Here is a 15,392-nt window from a genome sequence, read left to right on the forward strand (position 1 = left end):
GCCTTTTTCTTCCCCGGATCTCATTTCCTCTTTCCTTCTTCTTTCTTCGTGATTTTCACAGAAAAAAGCGGCACGTTGATGTGCCGCCTTTGTACCCGTCTATTTCGTTACTGCGAATCCGGTTTTAATCTGTTCAAACATGTCGTTTAACATGTCGGTAATTTCCGTCACTTCCTGGTCGCCTTCGTACAGCGTTTCTGAAGGGAAGAGTGCCGCATATATCGTGCCGTCTCGTTCTGCAAGCTTTAAGTAGAGAGATTCGTCATACCCTTCACTTTTCCATATGTTCTCAGGAATTGTGACGATTTCCATAAGTTCGAATGAGTGCTTTGGATTGATAAAGATAACTGCCGGGAATCCGTCTATATTTTTTTCTACTTGTTCCACAGTATATTTGTTCTCCCATGAGGCGGGCAGTTGAAGCGAGAAGCCCATCGCTTTATTGATATATATATCTGAAGCGACAGATTCAGTTGTCTGGTCCTTCACCGGAGCGGGGGGCGTCTGCTGCTGTTGGAATTGTCGGGACAGGGCACTATTATCTGCACGCACATCAGGTTGTGTAACAACCGCACCAGTCGCACCGACGAGGCCAAGTCCCAGAACAAGAGCCACAAGTTTTCTGGAAAGTTTCATCGCCGCATCTCCTACTTTCTAAATTAAAATGGAATGATATTGGATACTTACCACCGATTTTATGTATTCATTCCAAAAATCGCTTTCTTTTTTGTTTCCCACCCTCCATGGAAATACTGTGATATAGTTATTGTACCAACTTGTTTTCTATTATACCTCCGCCCTGAGGCTGAGAAAATTATGTGGTTTTGGGTCGAAAAAAGGGGAGCGGCAGCATTTGCAAAATCAGGGAATGGATAGTATAATTCTGTAGGTTTCTGATCCCAATTTCTTTAGATAGAAAGGATGACAATATGCTGACGACAATTTCTCAAATCGGAAAGCATGTAGGAGAAGAAGTGCGCCTTGGCGTCTGGCTCTTTAATAAACGTTCCAGCGGGAAGATTCAATTTCTGCAACTGCGTGATGGAACCGGTTTCATTCAAGGAGTGCTCGTCAAGCAGGAAGTCGCTCCGAAAGTATGGGAAGCAGCCAAAGCGCTTACTCAGGAAAGCTCGCTGTACGTGAGAGGAGTTGTCCGTGAAGACGAGCGTTCGAAATCTGGCTATGAATTGACCGTAACCGACATAGAGCCGATTCATATCGCAGAGGAATACCCGATTACGAAAAAAGAGCATGGTGTAGAGTTCTTGATGGATCACCGCCACCTTTGGATTCGTTCCATGCGCCAGCAGGCGATTCTTTCCATTCGTTCCGCTGTGATTCAAGCGGTATACGAGTTCTTCAAAGAGCGTGGATTTTATAAAGTGGACCCCCCGATTTTAACGCCAACTTCGGCGGAAGGAACGACGACGCTGTTCCATACACAATATTTTGATGAGGAAGCGTACCTGTCGCAGAGCGGGCAGCTGTATATGGAAGCTGCGGCCATGGCACTTGGACGGGTCTTCTCGTTCGGCCCGACATTCCGCGCCGAGAAATCGAAGACACGCCGTCACTTAATTGAGTTCTGGATGATCGAGCCGGAGATGGCGTTCGTGGATCATGAAGAAAACCTGCGCATCCAAGAAGATTTCGTTAGCTATATTGTGCAGTATGTGTTGAAAAATTGCCAATTGGAATTAAAACGGCTCAACCGTGATACAGCGAAGCTCGAAAATGTGAAAGCGCCGTTCCCGCGTATTACGTATACCGAAGCAATCGAAATGCTGCAAAAAGACGGGCACGAAATTCAATGGGGTGAAGATTTCGGCGCACCGCATGAGACGGCGATTGCTGAAAAGTTTGACAAGCCGGTATTCATCACTCATTATCCGGCCAGCATCAAAGCATTCTATATGAAACCGGACCCCGTGAATCCGGATGTCGTTCTGTGTGCCGACCTTATTGCACCGGAAGGATACGGGGAAATTATCGGCGGCAGCCAGCGGATTGACGATCTGGAATTGATGCAGAAGCGGTATGAAGAACATAATTTAAATCCTCAAGCGTATCAATGGTATCTGGACCTGCGTAAATACGGTTCCGTTCCGCATTCTGGCTTCGGACTTGGTCTTGAGCGTACCGTAGGCTGGATTTGCGGTACTGAGCACGTGCGTGAAACGATTCCGTTCCCACGTTTGCTGAACCGTCTGTATCCGTAATTGCCGAATCTAAGCCATAAAGGAAAAATGCAACTTTTGCAAGACTAAACTTGTCGGATCGATCCTGCTATAATCGTTCATACATGAGAGGTGGATTTCGATGAGTGATGTCTTATTGTGTATGTTAGAGGCCGGAACAACACCGCTGCCTAACCTGCTTCTACAGCATTATCGGCAGATCGGATTATCGGATGAGGAGATGATGGTCATTGTTCATCTTCTCGCTTTTAAAACGGAAGGTAAGCCGTTTCCGACAATTCATGAACTGGAAGAGAGAATGAGTGCAGACGCATCAACAATTGTCAAGCGTCTGCAGCGGCTTGTGCAGCAGGGATATATCTCGATCGAGGAGACGATTGACCCGTCGACCCGGGTACGCTCAGAGTGGTACTGTTTTACGCCCCTATATAAGAAGATTGTGGCCTGTTTACAAAGGGAAACAGCAGATGAAGATATACCGGGCATAGTCAGAACGGGCGAAAATGTAAAAAATCTGTATGCCGTATTCGAAGAAGAATTTGGCCGACCCCTGTCGCCGATTGAGTGTGAGAATCTGGCCATGTGGGTGGATCAGGACGGATATAGTGAGGCACTCATTATGGCGGCGCTTCGGGAAGCTGTCATCTCGGGCAAGCTGTTTTTTCGTTATATTGATCGGATTTTATTCGAGTGGCACCGCAACAATATTCGGACGCCACAGCAGGCACGCGAGTATAGCTTGAAGTTTCGCAAGCATCAGCAGCGCGGCGAGCGCAGTGGACAGGCACTCGGTGGGATGCCGCAAGAATTTCCGTTTTACAATTGGCTTGAAGAAGAAACCGATTCATAAAAAGATAATGAAAGCAGGGGGATCTTGCGATGGGCAATTTGGATGACTTATTCTTGTGTACCAATCCGACACGCCGCGATGTAAAGAACATCTATCGGGATGAAAAATATGCGCGGGGGATTTTGCTGAAGAACGGGGACATGATTGTCTGGAACGGCGATGTGATGCATACGAAGGTGATGCCGTTTCTGACCGAGACGGGTGTGCATTTCAGCGTGTTTAACGACAAGCTGGAGATTTGCTGGCAGTTCGAGTCATGGACGGAGATTCAGAAGCGCCTTGTGGAAGCAAAACACTATCTGGACAACCTGGGCTTTCCGGAAGATGGCCGTATCGTAATTGACACGCGCTACTATACGCATACAGATATGGCGTTTCCGGAGATTCGATATTCACAGTTATTTGAGGAAGGTTTTGAGCTGAAGCCGCTTGAAGAAAAGTAGAGAAAAAATAAATATGCCGTCAACAAACAAGCCGCACGCCGAAGGGTTTCTTTTCAGCACAGGAGCTGCACTGAGTAGAAAAGAAAAAAATTGGCGATGCGGCTCGTTTGTTTAGGATAGACAAATTCATTCTTCTTTCGTAAGCGAATTTTTCTTATTGCTGGCAACAGCGTTTTGTTGTCGGGTGCGGATGGCAGCCTGAGCGGCAGCAATGCGTGCGCATGGGACCCGCTGCGGAACCGAGGAGATGAAATTCATGTTCAAGTTCTGCAGGAAGAATACAGAGTCTTTCTCGCTCGTATGCTCGCCGCATACCCCGATCTTCAGATCGGCCTTGCATTTGCGGCTCCGCTCGATGGCAATCTCAATCAAATTGCCCACCCCTTCTTCATCCAGATAGATGAACGGGTTTTCCGGTAAAACATTGTGATCCAGGTAATAAGCAAGATATTTGCCTTCCGCATCATCGCGGCTGAATCCGTAGGTTGACTGCGTCAAGTCGTTCGTACCGAAGATGAAGAAATCGGCATATTCCGCCACCTTGTCTGCCGTAATGCATGCGCGCGGCAGCTCGATGAATGCACCGATCGGGATTTCGATTCGATCACGGTATACGCTGAATACCTGTTGCAGTGTTTCTTCTACCGTTTCCCGCACCGCTTTCATCTCGCGCCAATCGCTGACGAGCGGTACGATAATGCGCGGGTAGACGGTAATCCCTTCAGCCTTTAGTTCCAGCGCTGCTTCCGCAATCGCACGTGTCTGCACTTCGTAAATTTCCGGATACGTAATGCCGATCCGGCAGCCCCGGTGTCCGAATGAAGGATTTAGCTCATGCAGAGTTTCGATTCGCTGTTGTAGCGCCTCTTTTTCCTCTACCACTTTCTTGTCGCCCGCTACGCGTGCTCTCTCTAACTCCAGCGCAAGTGTCGCCGGGTTTGGCAGAAACTCGTGCAGCGGTGGATCGATTAAGCGGATGGTGACCTGTTTGCCCTCCATCGCCCGAAAAATACCGTGGAAGTCGGATTTCTGTAGCGGAATTAGCTCGTTCAGCGCTTTCTTGCGCTCGCGCTGATTGTGGGCAAGAATCATTCGGGTTACACGAGGCAGGCGTTCCGGGTCCATAAACATTAGCTCCGTACGGCACAAACCGACGCCTTCCGCTCCCATACGGCGCGCCAACTCTGCTTCCTGCGGGGTATTTACGCTGCTGTAAACGCACATCGTTTTAAATTCGTTCGCCCATTCGAGCAGTGTGCAGAATTCTTTGGAGAGCTTCGGTGGCACCAGTGGCACTTCACCGAGGATGATCCGGCCGGTCGATCCGCAAATCGTAATGACGTCGCCTTCTTTTAATGTAATGGAGTCCGTACGCAGTTCACGCTGCTCCATATCCACTTTAAACGATTCACAGCCGACAACGGAAGGCGTACCCAGATCGCGTGCTACAACCGCAGCATGGCTGGTCACTCCGCCCCGGGTGGTCAATACTCCGGCGCTGGCCAGAATGCCATGAATGTCTTCCGGCGTCGTCTCCTGGCGCACCAGGATAACCGAATGCCCTGTTCTATGCTGGCGCTCCGCTTCTTCGGCGTCGAAAACAATGATGCCGGTTGCCGCTCCGGAACTGGCATCAAGCCCTTTGCCAATCACATTCAGCTCCGCGTTCGGATCGATCGTATGCTGCATTAGTGGCACGATGGAAGCAGGATCAACGCGCATAATGGCCTCTTCACGTGTAATAAGGCCCTCGTTTGCCATATCAACCGCAATTTTGATATTGGCTTCTGCAGTTCGTTTGGCGGAACGGGTCTGCAGCACATACAGTTTGCCTTCCTCAACGGTAAACTCGATATCCTGCACATCACGGTAATGTTTTTCCAAATCCTGAGCTATTTTTTCAAACTGGATAAATGTCTCGGGCAGCCTCTCCTGCAGCACTGTCATCGGCTGGGGCGTCCGGATACCTGCTACGATGTCTTCTCCCTGTGCACTAAACATAAACTCGCCGAACAGCTCGTTTTCTCCGGTGGACGGATGGCGGGTAAAAGCGATACCTGTTCCGGAGTTTGGACCCAGATTGCCGAATACCATCTGCTGAACGGTGACGGCGGTACCGATGTCATCCGGTATTTTATGGATGCGCCGGTAAAACGTTGCCCGCGGATTGTACCACGAATCGAATACAGCCCCGATCGCGGTGATAAGCTGCTGTTTAGGGTCCTGCGGAAACTTCTGCCCCGTTTCCTTGAACACGATTTCTTTGAAAATTAAGATTAAATCGAGCAAGTGATCGGCTGTCAACTGGGAGTCCTGCTGTACGCTTGCATGGCGTTTCATCTTCTCCAGTTCATCTTCGAACAAGTCATCATCCACGCCGAGCACAATAGAGCTGAACATCTGAATAAAGCGACGGTATGAGTCGTATGCAAAATGCTTATTTTCTTTATGCTTGGCAAGAGCGGCAACCGTGTAATCATTCAGCCCCAGATTCAGAATCGTATCCATCATGCCGGGCATGGAAGTGGATGAACCGGAACGAACCGATACGAGTAGTGGATTGCTTGGATGACCAAAGCGTTTTCCCGTAGTCTTTTCCAGTGTATGAAGAGCCGTGTATATCTCTTTTTCGATATCGGGATGAACGATTTTACCTTCTTCATAGAAGCGACGGCAGGCACTCGTTGTAATCGTAAAGCCGGACGGGACCGGAAGACCAAGTCCTGTCATTTCCGCCAGGTTGGCGCCTTTCCTTCCGAGAAGCTCATTCATGCTTGCGTTGCCTTCGTGAAATAGGTAAACGTATTTCTCACTCATGGTTATTGCCGGATACGGCGCACACCTCCGATTTGTTGGCCTGCATATTTGTGTCTACTCCCTTTTATTATAGTAGAAAAGTTGTATTGGTTTGTGAACAAACGTTGACTTTATTGACAAACCTTTGCTACGATAAAAGACAGTAAATTCAAACGATTCGGTAACGCATCTTGACTTTAGTATTCACTTCTAGCCAGAAACAAAAAATCCTGCAAATTAATAAAAGGGGGCAGTACATATGAGCATCCAGACGTCGGTTGTCAGTGCGGCAATCGAGCAAGGAGTTATGTCAATCGTTTTACAGCGTCCTGAAGTATTAAATGCTTACAGTGAAGAGATGCTGGACGGCCTTGTTCAGGCGATGGAGGAAGCCGGTCGTAATCGGGAAGTGAAGACGGTCGTTATCTCGGGAGCAGGACGGGCTTTCTGCGCCGGCGGTGATGTAAAAAGCATGAGCGATTTCACTCCCCTGGATATTCACGATTTTGTAGGCAAGCTGAACTACCTGGTGCGTTCCATGAGCAAACTGGAGAAGCCGATTATCGCGGCAGTGCACGGATACGCAGCGGGTGCCGGCCTGTGCCTTGCATTGGCCTGCGACATGATTGTAGCCTCAGACGATGCTAAGTTCTCGGCAGGGTTTGCACAAATTGGCCTGGTGGCTGATGGAGGCGGCATGTTCTTTCTGCCGCGTACACTGGGGACGTACAGGGCAAAAGAAATGCTGTTTACAGGCAAAATTCTTTCGGCGGCTAAGGCGCAAGAGTGGGGCATTGTAAATGAAGTGTTCCCGGCTAGTGCTCTCGCGGAAGAGACAAAAAAATTAGCCGTACAGTTAGCGAATGGTCCGTCGCGTACGTATGCGATGATCAAAAAGCTCGCCAATCAGGCGCTGACGGCAGATTTGGAAGCCATGCTGGGAATGGAGCAGACGGCCCAGACGGTTATGGCGAGCACGGCGGATCATCGTGAAGGAGTACAGGCGTTTAAAGAGAAGCGTAAGCCGATGTTTACCGGTGAGTAACGCATAAACAGAGAAGACGTATGAGGTGAAGGAGAGGATAGAATGGATACGCTTGTTTCAGTTTCATGGCTTGCGGAACATTTGCACGATAAAAATATTGTAGTGGCGGATTGCAGATTTGTGCTGGGCAACCCTGATAAAGGAAGAGAAGAATATGAAGCGGATCATATTCCCGGTGCGGTATATTTTGATTTGGAAAAGGATCTGTCAGCGCCAAAAGCCGAGCACGGCGGCCGCCATCCGTGGCCGGATGCTGATACATTCGCAGACAAGCTTGGCAGGGCAGGAATTGATAACGATACGCTGGTTGTACTGTATGATGACCAAAAAGGGGCGATGGCCGCACGCGCCTACTGGGTCCTGCGTTATGTCGGACATCGGAACGCGGCTCTGCTTGATGGCGGGTATGAGGCCTGGAAAGAAGCCGGCCACTCGATTACGAAAGAAATTCCTGAACGCTTGCCTGCAACATACATACCACATGTTCAAAAAGATTGGCTGTGCGGCGTAGAAGATATTCGCCGGAATCTTGGACTTGGAGAAGATGGAGCTGTGTTAATCGACTCTCGCGCATGTAACCGATATACCGGCGAAGCGGAAACCATCGATCCGATAGGCGGTCATATTCCCGGTGCGGTCAACTATGATTGGCAGGCGATTGTGGATGAGAAAGGATTTTTAAAGAGTGAAACGGCACTTTGTCAGCGCTTCGCCGAATTGCCTAGAGACCGGGAAATTATCGTCTACTGCGGCTCCGGAGTTACAGCATGCGCTAATTTATTCGTGCTGGAACGACTCGGGTATAAAAATGCAAAATTGTATGCGGGAAGCTGGAGCGATTGGATTTCCTATCCAGAAAATGAGAAGGCCAAAGGGGCTAGGTGACACATAATTTCATTATGTAAATAAAGGGTGGAAATAAGGCGGGAGGCACATGCTCTCCCGCTTCGTTTATTGGGTTTGCAAATACGCCTCAATGTTGTTTTTCAGCTCCTCCACCGTTTCATACGGTTCATCGAACTGAAGCATGCGCCTGAGCATTCGCACGGTCTCAGGTGCAAGCGAAAGTTCTTCTTCCCAGCTTCGCTCAGGCTCCTCCTCCTCTGCGTCGTATGTGCTGTACAGCATGAAGAGCATAAAATGTCCGAGCGCGTAAATGTCGCTGCGCGGGTGTACCTCCCGCTTTAGTTTTTTTTCAAGCCAGTAATGATCGCCTGTGTCTTCAAAATAGGAAGGAGAATCTCCCAGATAGCGGGCCAGTCCGAAGTCAAGCAGGTATACTTTCCCTTCATTCCAGATTACGTTTGGAATCCGGATATCACGGTGAACAATCCGCTTACTGTGCAGGTATTCTACAAGCGTAAGAATCTGAAGAATGATGCGCCACGCTTCCCGCTCAGTAAATGATGCCTTCTCTTCAAACAGCATGTCTTCCAGCGTGCTCCCTTTAATATAGCTCATGACGTAGTAGAGTTGCCCTTTTTCCTCAAATGAGTCAAACACACGCGGGAATTGCGGGTGGTGCAGCGAGGACAGCAAGCTGACTTCATATTCATACAGCGGACGGCCTTTTGGACTGTCCAGACGGCTGGGCCGCACTTGCTTCAGAACGCGTTCTTCTTGCAGGGTCCGGTCCATTACAAGATAAGAAATCCCATAGCTGCCCATACCAAGTGTGCGAACGACTTCATAGCGGGCTTTGATTAACGTACCCGCCTTATGCGGTTTATCGACCCACCATTCCCGCAGGCGCTGATACCATTGTTTCCACATGCGCACCGGTCCTTTATTTTTTCTGTGAAAATCGCGAGAAAAGAAGGAGAGGAAAGAGGAAATAAGATCCAGAGAAGAAAAAGGCGTTCGCCTTTTTCACCATTGAAATCTTCTCCTCATTCTTCCCTCTCTTTTTCTTCATACCCCAAAAGTCAGCCGCTCCCCCATGATTTTCATGTCGGAGTTGCGGCTGAAACACCATAGTGGTTTTATTGGCTCATTATACGTTTCTACGAAGATAGAGGAAAATAGTTGCAACTTCCGGGAAATATACGGCATTTTGCCGGATAAAAACGAAATATTTTTGTGAGAGGGGCGACATGATTAGACAAAATGCGCCGGTGAAAATTTGTATAATAAACCTATTAAGCAAGCGAATAGGAGAAACAAGGAGGGGCTTCGCCGTGTTTCGAAACGAATTTTTGCGGATTGTGTGGGAAAAGGGACGAATCGATATCGGAGAACTTGCCACGCTGCTTAATACGACGGAAGACTTGGTTGAAGCGGAAGCGAGCGTTTGCGCAGCGCATGGTTGGATTCGGCTGCTGGATTCTCTTATTATGGCAACGCCTCAAACGGACATGGGACGATAACGACCCAAAAAATTCCCATGGCGTTTCAACTGCAACCCAGCCATGAAAATCATAAAAAGGGCGGCTGACTTTTGAGGTGTGAAGGGAAAAAGAGAAGAGAACGAGGAGGGGATTTTAATATAAAAAAGGCGAACGCCTTTTTCTTCCCCGGAACGTATTTCTTCTCCCCTCTCCTTCTTTCCTCACGATTTTCACACAAAAAGGATATGACATAAAACTTCTTTCGGCGTGCAGACTATAAACAACATAACGGGAAAGGAGTTTTTTTTATGTGGAAATGTCCGTATTGCGGGAGCGAACAGGGTATGCCGTATCAGGACAGCAACCTCACAGGAATGCTTTGCCTGGCGGAGACATGCGGCCGGTTTCATGCAATGACCGAGGAGGAAAGCAGACAGGTAGAAAGGCATGTCTTCGAGTCTGACATGTAGCCCGTGTTTGGTATCGTTTGTTAAATCGGGTACAATAGAAGGAAAACGGAAAGGAGCGGGCACATGAGTGAACTATCGTTTGTAAGCCGTGAACAGGACGGTCTTAGTATTCACATTTTGCCTACGCAAAAGTTCAAAACGACGACAATTTTGATACATATTCAACTGCCGCTTGAGGAAAATCTCGTTACCAGAGGGGCCCTGCTGCCGAATGTGCTGCAGCGCGGCACGGAGCGCTATCCGAATCCGGCGCATCTACAGCGCCACCTCGATTCGCTGTATGGCGCTATTTTCAATGCAGGCGTTATGAAGCGCGGCGAGAGACAAATCATTCAATTTTATCTTGAAATTGCCAATGAGAAGTACCTGACAGACTCGCGTCCGCTGCTGGAGGACGGCGTACGTTTTCTAGGCGAGGTGTTGACACGTCCGTTGCTGGAGAACGGAGCCTTCGCGAAAAAAGTGGTCGACTTGGAGAAAGAGGCGCTTACCAAGCGTATTGAAGGTTTAATTGACGATAAAATGCGGTATGCCAACCAGCGGCTGACCGAAGAGATGTGCCAGAGCGAGCCGTACCGGTTGCTGTCGTATGGCATCCGCGAACAAATCCCACAAATTACGCCGGAAGCGCTGTATGCTTTTTATCAGGAGGTACTGGCTTCATACCCGGTGGATATGTATGTCATTGGAGACGTGCAGCCTGAGAAGGCGGCGGAACTTCTCCGGCAGCATATTCCTCTGAAGCCGTCCGGCGTAAAAGAGCTTCCCCCGACTTCGTATAAAAAAGACGTAGCCGAAGAGCGTGTCATAACGGAAGAGCTTAATGTTGCCCAGGGCAAGCTTAACATTGGCATGCGTACACAAACCGGGTATGCGGACGATGACTATGTGCATCTGATGATGTATAACGGTGTACTGGGCGGGTTCCCGCACTCCAAGCTATTTATGAATGTACGGGAGAAAGCATCTCTTGCGTACTACGCGGTATCGCAGCTTGAGACGCACAAGGGATTGTGTATGATCATGTCGGGAATCGAGACGGGAAACTACGATAAAGCCCTTGCCATTATTAAAGAACAGTTGGAAATGATGAAGCGCGGCGAGATTACAGATATCGAGCTGAACCAGACGAAAGCCACGCTTTCCAATCAACTGCGCGAGACAAGGGACAATGCAGGAGCTATCGCCAACATGGATTACAACGGCCGTCTGGCCGGCCGCCGCCGCTCGTTGGAAGAAATCCTGGATGCGATTTCCCGCACTACAAAGGATGATATTGCACGCGTCGCGCAGAAAGTGGAAATCGATACAATTTATTTCTTGCGCGGAAAGGGGGAGGCGAAATGAAAACGAAACGCTACGAACGGTTGAATGAGACGCTTTATTACGACCAATTGGACAATGGCCTGGAAGTATACATCCTGCCCAAACCCGGATTCAGCAAGACATATGCGACATTCACGACCCGATACGGGTCCATTGATAACGAGTTTCAGGCACCGGGCAAGAAGCGGATAAAGGTGCCGGACGGCATTGCCCACTTTCTTGAGCACAAGATGTTTGAAGAAGAGGACGGCGATGTGTTTGCTGAGTTTGCGGCGCACGGTGCGTCGGCAAATGCATTTACAAGTTTTGATCGTACAGCGTATTTGTTCTCGAGCACACAGGATGTGGCGCATAATGTGGAGACGCTGCTGAACTTCGTGCAGAAACCGTATTTTACCGATCAGAACGTAGAGAAGGAAAAGGGCATCATCGGCCAGGAAATTCGCATGTACGATGATGATGCGGACTGGCGGGTGTACTTTGGGCTTATTGCCAATTATTATCATAATCATCCGGTAAAGATTGACATCGCTGGCACGGTCGAATCGATTAGCAAGATTACAAAAGAGCTGCTTTATGAGTGCTATGAAACATTCTATCATCCGTCCAATATGCTGTTGTTCATCGTAGGTGCGGTGAACCCGGAAGAAATGATGGAGCTTGTGCGCAAGAATCAGGCCGGGAAGCCGTATGACAAACAGGCACCCATAAAGCGTTTCTATCCGGAAGAGCCGGAGACGGTGGCACAGAAACGTTCTGTTGTTCATCTGCCGGTCGGCATTCCGAAATGCCTATTCGGTTTTAAAGATAAGCGGGCCGGTCTAATCGGCGAAGAGCTGGTCAAACGGGAAGTGGCAACGGAAATTCTGCTCGATATTTTATTTAGTCCGAGTTCCGATTTGTACCAGAAGCTGTATGATGCCGGATTGATTAACAACGGATTCAGCGCTGACTATTCGGGTGAGCCGCAGTACGGTTTTTCCATCATCGGAGGCGATACGAAGGACCCGGATGCGCTGGTATCGATGGTAGAGAGCGAGCTTAAAAATGTGCTCGCCAGGGGCGTTGATGAGGAGTCCTTTATGCTTTCGAAGAAAAAGAAGACCGGGGAATTTCTCCGTGCCCTTAATTCGGTGGAGTTTATTGCCAATTCGTTTACGAAATACCGGTTCGGCGGGACTGACCTGTTCGCCCGCGGGGATATCCTGGAAGGGATAACGCTTGAAGATGTCAATGCGCGGCTGAAAGAACACGTCGATTTCGCACAGTTCTCAGTGTCCATCGTGACTTCATCCGAAGCATGACGGATCGTGAGCGGGAGAGGGGAAATAATGAGACAACAGAGATACGCTTGCGTAACCGGAGCAAGCCGCGGCATCGGAGCGGCCATTGCCCTCCGGCTTGCCCGGGCGGGCTATAATCTCACACTGCACTACAACAGTTCTGTACAGGAAGCGGAAGAGGTGGCGAAGCGCTGCGGTACTGAAGGAGCGGAAGTAACGCTGGTGCGGGCCGATTTAACGGCGCCGGATGGTGCCGAGCAACTGTACGGACAATTGCTGCAAGCGCCGGATGTGCTGGTACTGAATGCAGGATTGAGCGCATACGGGATGGTGCAGGATGTGACGACTGAAGAGTGGGAGAAGATGATGAATGTGCATGTGCGCGCGCCGTTTTTCTGCGCGCGCCTTGCCCTGCCTCACATGGTGCGGCGCCGCTTTGGCCGCATCATTACCGTATCGTCCATTTGGGGACTTACCGGAGCGAGCTTCGAAGTACTGTATTCGACCGCCAAAGGGGCGGTTATATCGTTTACGAAAGCTCTGGCGAAAGAGGTGGCGCCGTCGGGCATTACGGTGAACTGCATTGCACCGGGTCTTATTCGTACCGAAATGATGACGGGTGCATTTAACGAAGAAGAATTGGCTGCCATTGTTGAAGAAATTCCTGCGGGTCGAATGGGTACCCCTGAAGAAATTGCTGCCCTCGCTGCTTTCCTTGCCGGTGACGAAGCAGGCTACATCAACGGGCAGATTATCAGCCCGAACGGGGCATGGTATTGCTAGGAGGGCAGGATCAAATTCTTTGAACATGTGAATAAAGCGCCTCCTTGCAACGCATGCTAACTGTGGAGGGCAGAATGCTCTTCACATGATCATGAAGGAGGAACACGACATGTCAGTCCTGGACAACTTTCAAGATTGGAAATCATTCTTGGCGCAGCGCGTAGCACAGGCGGCGACCGTTGGCATGGAAAAGGAAACGATGGAAAATGTGGCGTACCAAATCGGTAACTATCTGTCAAACCAGGTTGATCCGAAAAACGAGCAGGAACGCCTTCTCAAAGAGCTTTGGGATGCTGGCACCGAGGAACAGCGCCACGCAATGGCGGGCGCCATGATTAACTACGTGCAGAATAAGAAGCAATGACATCTTTCTCTCTTCCCCTCTTTTGCGAGGGGATTTTTCCTTTTTCATGTTTTTTTATGCGTTTCATGCTTTTTTCTATTGGAAGGATTTTATTTTTTAGTGTAGAATAATGTCGTTATGGAAGAAGAATCAAACAGGGAAAGGGCGTTTTACTTGAGATGGAAACGGAAAAACAAGATTGGTATCTTGAATATGAGATTCATAAAAATCGGCCCGGACTATTGGGAGATGTCGCTTCCATTCTTGGGATGCTGGCCATTAACATTATTACGATTAACGGGGTAGAATCCTTAAACGGAACGATTAATCGTCGCCGTGGTATGCTAATCCAAACCGATGACGCAAAAAAAATCGAATTGTTGGGCAGCATATTGGAAAAGGTTGATAATATAACGCTGCGCAAACTGCGCCAGCCTACGATATTGGATTTGCTTGCGGTTCGTCATGGCCGCTATATCGAACGGGATGCAGAAGATAAAAAGACATTCCGCTTTGTGCGTGAAGAAATTGGCGTCCTGGTTGACTTTATGGCCGAAATTTTTAAACGTGAAGGAAATCAGATGATTGGAATCCGGGGGATGCCGCGGGTCGGGAAGACCGAATCTACCGTTGCGGCCTGCGTATCCGCCAATAAACGCTGGACGTTTATTTCTTCTACGCTGCTGCGCCAGACGGTCCGCAACCAGCTTACCGTGGAAGAAATGAACGGCAGTCAGCATGTCTATATGATTGACGGCATTGTTTCCACGATGCGGAGCACGGAGCGGCATGCGATGTTAATGCGCGAGATTTTACGCATGCCGTATACAAAAGTCATTGAGCATCCGGATATTTTTGTGCGTGAAACAGAATACGAAATGTCGGATTTTGACTACATTATTGAATTGCGTAACCATCCCGAAGAGGAAATTACATACGAAAACGTTGAAACAGGATTCTCCGGATTGGACATTCCATAGAAGAGAACCGGAGAGGCAGGAGGTGGATGATTTGTCTGAGCTCGCAGAAGTGTTACGAAAAGCCAGACAGGAAAAAGGAATGTCGCTTGCCGAAGTACAGGAGGCAACCAAGATACAACGACGTTATCTGGAAGCGATTGAAAACGGCAATTTTGACGTACTCCCCGGGCACTTTTATGTTCGGGCTTTCATAAAAAGCTACGCGGAGGCGGTAGGACTTGACGCCGATGAGCTTATTGGCCAGTACGCTTCCGAATTGCCGGAGCCGCCGAAGGTAGAGGAGGCGCCTCCTCCGCTCAGGCAGAGCCGACACGGGCGCAAGGAGCAAAGCGGAAACAGCAGCAAATGGGTTTCGCGAATTTTATTATATTTGTTTGCGATTCTTGTCATCGGGGTTATCTGGGCATCGGTGAACTATTTTCTAAAAGATAAAGAACAGCCGGCTCCGCCGCCTGCGGCGCAAAAAGAAGCACCGCTGGATAAGAAAACCGATATTTTTGTTCCGCCGCCGGAAAATCCGGAGACGAAGCCGCAGCCGCAGCAACCGG

General features: G+C 49.2%; 16 protein-coding genes. 13 read left to right on the forward strand and 3 right to left on the reverse strand.

Translation table 11 applies throughout. The features are described from left to right. Nucleotides 1-99: 99 nt before the first annotated feature. On the reverse strand, nt 100-636 hold the full coding sequence (locus B2899_RS04435) for a hypothetical protein (RefSeq protein ID WP_286884325.1): 537 nt from the start codon (nt 634-636) through the stop codon (nt 100-102). Nucleotides 637-929: 293 nt separating this feature from the next. On the opposite strand from B2899_RS04435, the gene asnS reads away from it, so the two are divergent. The 3 genes from asnS to B2899_RS04450 all read left to right on the forward strand — a co-directional run bounded on the left by asnS (nt 930) and on the right by B2899_RS04450 (nt 3,491). Then, nucleotides 930-2,219: an asparagine--tRNA ligase gene (asnS, locus tag B2899_RS04440; protein ID WP_146809562.1), complete on the forward strand. Its 1,290-nt coding sequence runs from the start codon at nt 930-932 to the stop codon at nt 2,217-2,219. Nucleotides 2,220-2,319: 100 nt separating this feature from the next. After that, complete coding sequence (locus tag B2899_RS04445) at nt 2,320-3,048, forward strand: DnaD domain-containing protein (RefSeq protein ID WP_286884327.1); 729 nt, start codon at nt 2,320-2,322, stop codon at nt 3,046-3,048. Nucleotides 3,049-3,077: 29 nt separating this feature from the next. Next, complete coding sequence (locus tag B2899_RS04450) at nt 3,078-3,491, forward strand: hypothetical protein (RefSeq protein WP_146809564.1); 414 nt, start codon at nt 3,078-3,080, stop codon at nt 3,489-3,491. 126 nt (nt 3,492-3,617) lie between these two features. On the opposite strand, the gene ppdK is transcribed toward B2899_RS04450, so the two are convergent. Continuing rightward, complete coding sequence (gene ppdK, locus B2899_RS04455) at nt 3,618-6,308, reverse strand: pyruvate, phosphate dikinase (RefSeq protein ID WP_146809565.1); 2,691 nt, start codon at nt 6,306-6,308, stop codon at nt 3,618-3,620. 238 nt (nt 6,309-6,546) lie between these two features. Here ppdK and B2899_RS04460 point away from each other — a divergent pair, with 238 nt between their 5' ends. Both B2899_RS04460 and B2899_RS04465 read left to right on the forward strand, forming a co-directional pair. After that, nucleotides 6,547-7,332, forward strand: coding sequence for an enoyl-CoA hydratase/isomerase family protein (locus B2899_RS04460; protein WP_286884328.1), 786 nt, complete (start codon nt 6,547-6,549; stop codon nt 7,330-7,332). A gap of 42 nt (nt 7,333-7,374) precedes the next feature. Next, on the forward strand, nt 7,375-8,217 hold the full coding sequence (locus B2899_RS04465; protein ID WP_286884329.1) for a sulfurtransferase: 843 nt from the start codon (nt 7,375-7,377) through the stop codon (nt 8,215-8,217). 66 nt (nt 8,218-8,283) lie between these two features. Here the strand turns inward: B2899_RS04465 and B2899_RS04470 are convergent, their stop codons facing one another. After that, nucleotides 8,284-9,105 carry a serine/threonine protein kinase gene (locus B2899_RS04470; protein WP_286884331.1) on the reverse strand — a complete coding sequence of 274 codons (822 nt, stop codon included), beginning with the start codon at nt 9,103-9,105 and terminating at the stop codon, nt 8,284-8,286. Between the two features lie 404 nt (nt 9,106-9,509). On the opposite strand from B2899_RS04470, the gene B2899_RS04475 reads away from it, so the two are divergent. The 8 genes from B2899_RS04475 to B2899_RS04510 form a co-directional block, all read left to right on the forward strand. Then, nucleotides 9,510-9,698, forward strand: a complete 189-nt coding sequence (locus B2899_RS04475; RefSeq protein WP_146809569.1) for a hypothetical protein — start codon at nt 9,510-9,512, stop codon at nt 9,696-9,698. A 269-nt stretch (nt 9,699-9,967) separates the two neighbouring features. After that, nucleotides 9,968-10,129, forward strand: coding sequence for a hypothetical protein (locus tag B2899_RS04480; protein WP_286884332.1), 162 nt, complete (start codon nt 9,968-9,970; stop codon nt 10,127-10,129). A gap of 63 nt (nt 10,130-10,192) precedes the next feature. Then, nucleotides 10,193-11,476 carry an EF-P 5-aminopentanol modification-associated protein YfmF gene (gene yfmF, locus B2899_RS04485; protein ID WP_286884334.1) on the forward strand — a complete coding sequence of 428 codons (1,284 nt, stop codon included), beginning with the start codon at nt 10,193-10,195 and terminating at the stop codon, nt 11,474-11,476. Continuing rightward, nucleotides 11,473-12,759 carry an EF-P 5-aminopentanol modification-associated protein YfmH gene (gene yfmH / locus B2899_RS04490; RefSeq protein ID WP_286884335.1) on the forward strand — a complete coding sequence of 429 codons (1,287 nt, stop codon included), beginning with the start codon at nt 11,473-11,475 and terminating at the stop codon, nt 12,757-12,759. Before yfmF ends, yfmH begins: the two co-directional genes overlap by 4 nt. Nucleotides 12,760-12,786: 27 nt before the next feature. Then, a complete protein-coding gene (ymfI, locus tag B2899_RS04495; RefSeq protein WP_146809572.1) occupies nt 12,787-13,521 on the forward strand; it encodes an elongation factor P 5-aminopentanone reductase in 735 nt (244 codons plus the stop codon). 109 nt (nt 13,522-13,630) lie between these two features. Beyond that, complete coding sequence (locus B2899_RS04500) at nt 13,631-13,885, forward strand: DUF3243 domain-containing protein (RefSeq protein WP_146809573.1); 255 nt, start codon at nt 13,631-13,633, stop codon at nt 13,883-13,885. Between the two features lie 158 nt (nt 13,886-14,043). Continuing rightward, nucleotides 14,044-14,844 carry a DUF3388 domain-containing protein gene (locus B2899_RS04505; RefSeq protein WP_146809574.1) on the forward strand — a complete coding sequence of 267 codons (801 nt, stop codon included), beginning with the start codon at nt 14,044-14,046 and terminating at the stop codon, nt 14,842-14,844. 31 nt (nt 14,845-14,875) lie between these two features. Continuing rightward, nucleotides 14,876-15,392 (forward strand): helix-turn-helix domain-containing protein (locus B2899_RS04510; protein ID WP_286884336.1); only part of this gene is annotated, 517 nt, incomplete at its 3' end.

Source organism: Aneurinibacillus sp. UBA3580 (genome assembly GCF_002375825.1).
Classification (GTDB): domain Bacteria; phylum Bacillota; class Bacilli; order Aneurinibacillales; family Aneurinibacillaceae; genus Aneurinibacillus; species Aneurinibacillus danicus.

Bases quoted from the DNA above. Each gene is read 5' to 3' on its own strand.
- B2899_RS04435 (WP_286884325.1), bottom strand. From the start codon at position 636: ATGAAACTTTCCAGAAAACTTGTGGCTCTTGTTCTGGGACTTGGCCTC.
- asnS (WP_146809562.1), top strand. From the start codon at position 930: ATGCTGACGACAATTTCTCAAATCGGAAAGCATGTAGGAGAAGAAGTG.
- B2899_RS04445 (WP_286884327.1), top strand. From the start codon at position 2,320: ATGAGTGATGTCTTATTGTGTATGTTAGAGGCCGGAACAACACCGCTG.
- B2899_RS04450 (WP_146809564.1), top strand. From the start codon at position 3,078: ATGGGCAATTTGGATGACTTATTCTTGTGTACCAATCCGACACGCCGC.
- ppdK (WP_146809565.1), bottom strand. From the start codon at position 6,308: ATGAGTGAGAAATACGTTTACCTATTTCACGAAGGCAACGCAAGCATG.
- B2899_RS04460 (WP_286884328.1), top strand. From the start codon at position 6,547: ATGAGCATCCAGACGTCGGTTGTCAGTGCGGCAATCGAGCAAGGAGTT.
- B2899_RS04465 (WP_286884329.1), top strand. From the start codon at position 7,375: ATGGATACGCTTGTTTCAGTTTCATGGCTTGCGGAACATTTGCACGAT.
- B2899_RS04470 (WP_286884331.1), bottom strand. From the start codon at position 9,105: ATGTGGAAACAATGGTATCAGCGCCTGCGGGAATGGTGGGTCGATAAA.
- B2899_RS04480 (WP_286884332.1), top strand. From the start codon at position 9,968: ATGTGGAAATGTCCGTATTGCGGGAGCGAACAGGGTATGCCGTATCAG.
- yfmF (WP_286884334.1), top strand. From the start codon at position 10,193: ATGAGTGAACTATCGTTTGTAAGCCGTGAACAGGACGGTCTTAGTATT.
- yfmH (WP_286884335.1), top strand. From the start codon at position 11,473: ATGAAAACGAAACGCTACGAACGGTTGAATGAGACGCTTTATTACGAC.
- ymfI (WP_146809572.1), top strand. From the start codon at position 12,787: ATGAGACAACAGAGATACGCTTGCGTAACCGGAGCAAGCCGCGGCATC.
- B2899_RS04500 (WP_146809573.1), top strand. From the start codon at position 13,631: ATGTCAGTCCTGGACAACTTTCAAGATTGGAAATCATTCTTGGCGCAG.
- B2899_RS04505 (WP_146809574.1), top strand. From the start codon at position 14,044: ATGGAAACGGAAAAACAAGATTGGTATCTTGAATATGAGATTCATAAA.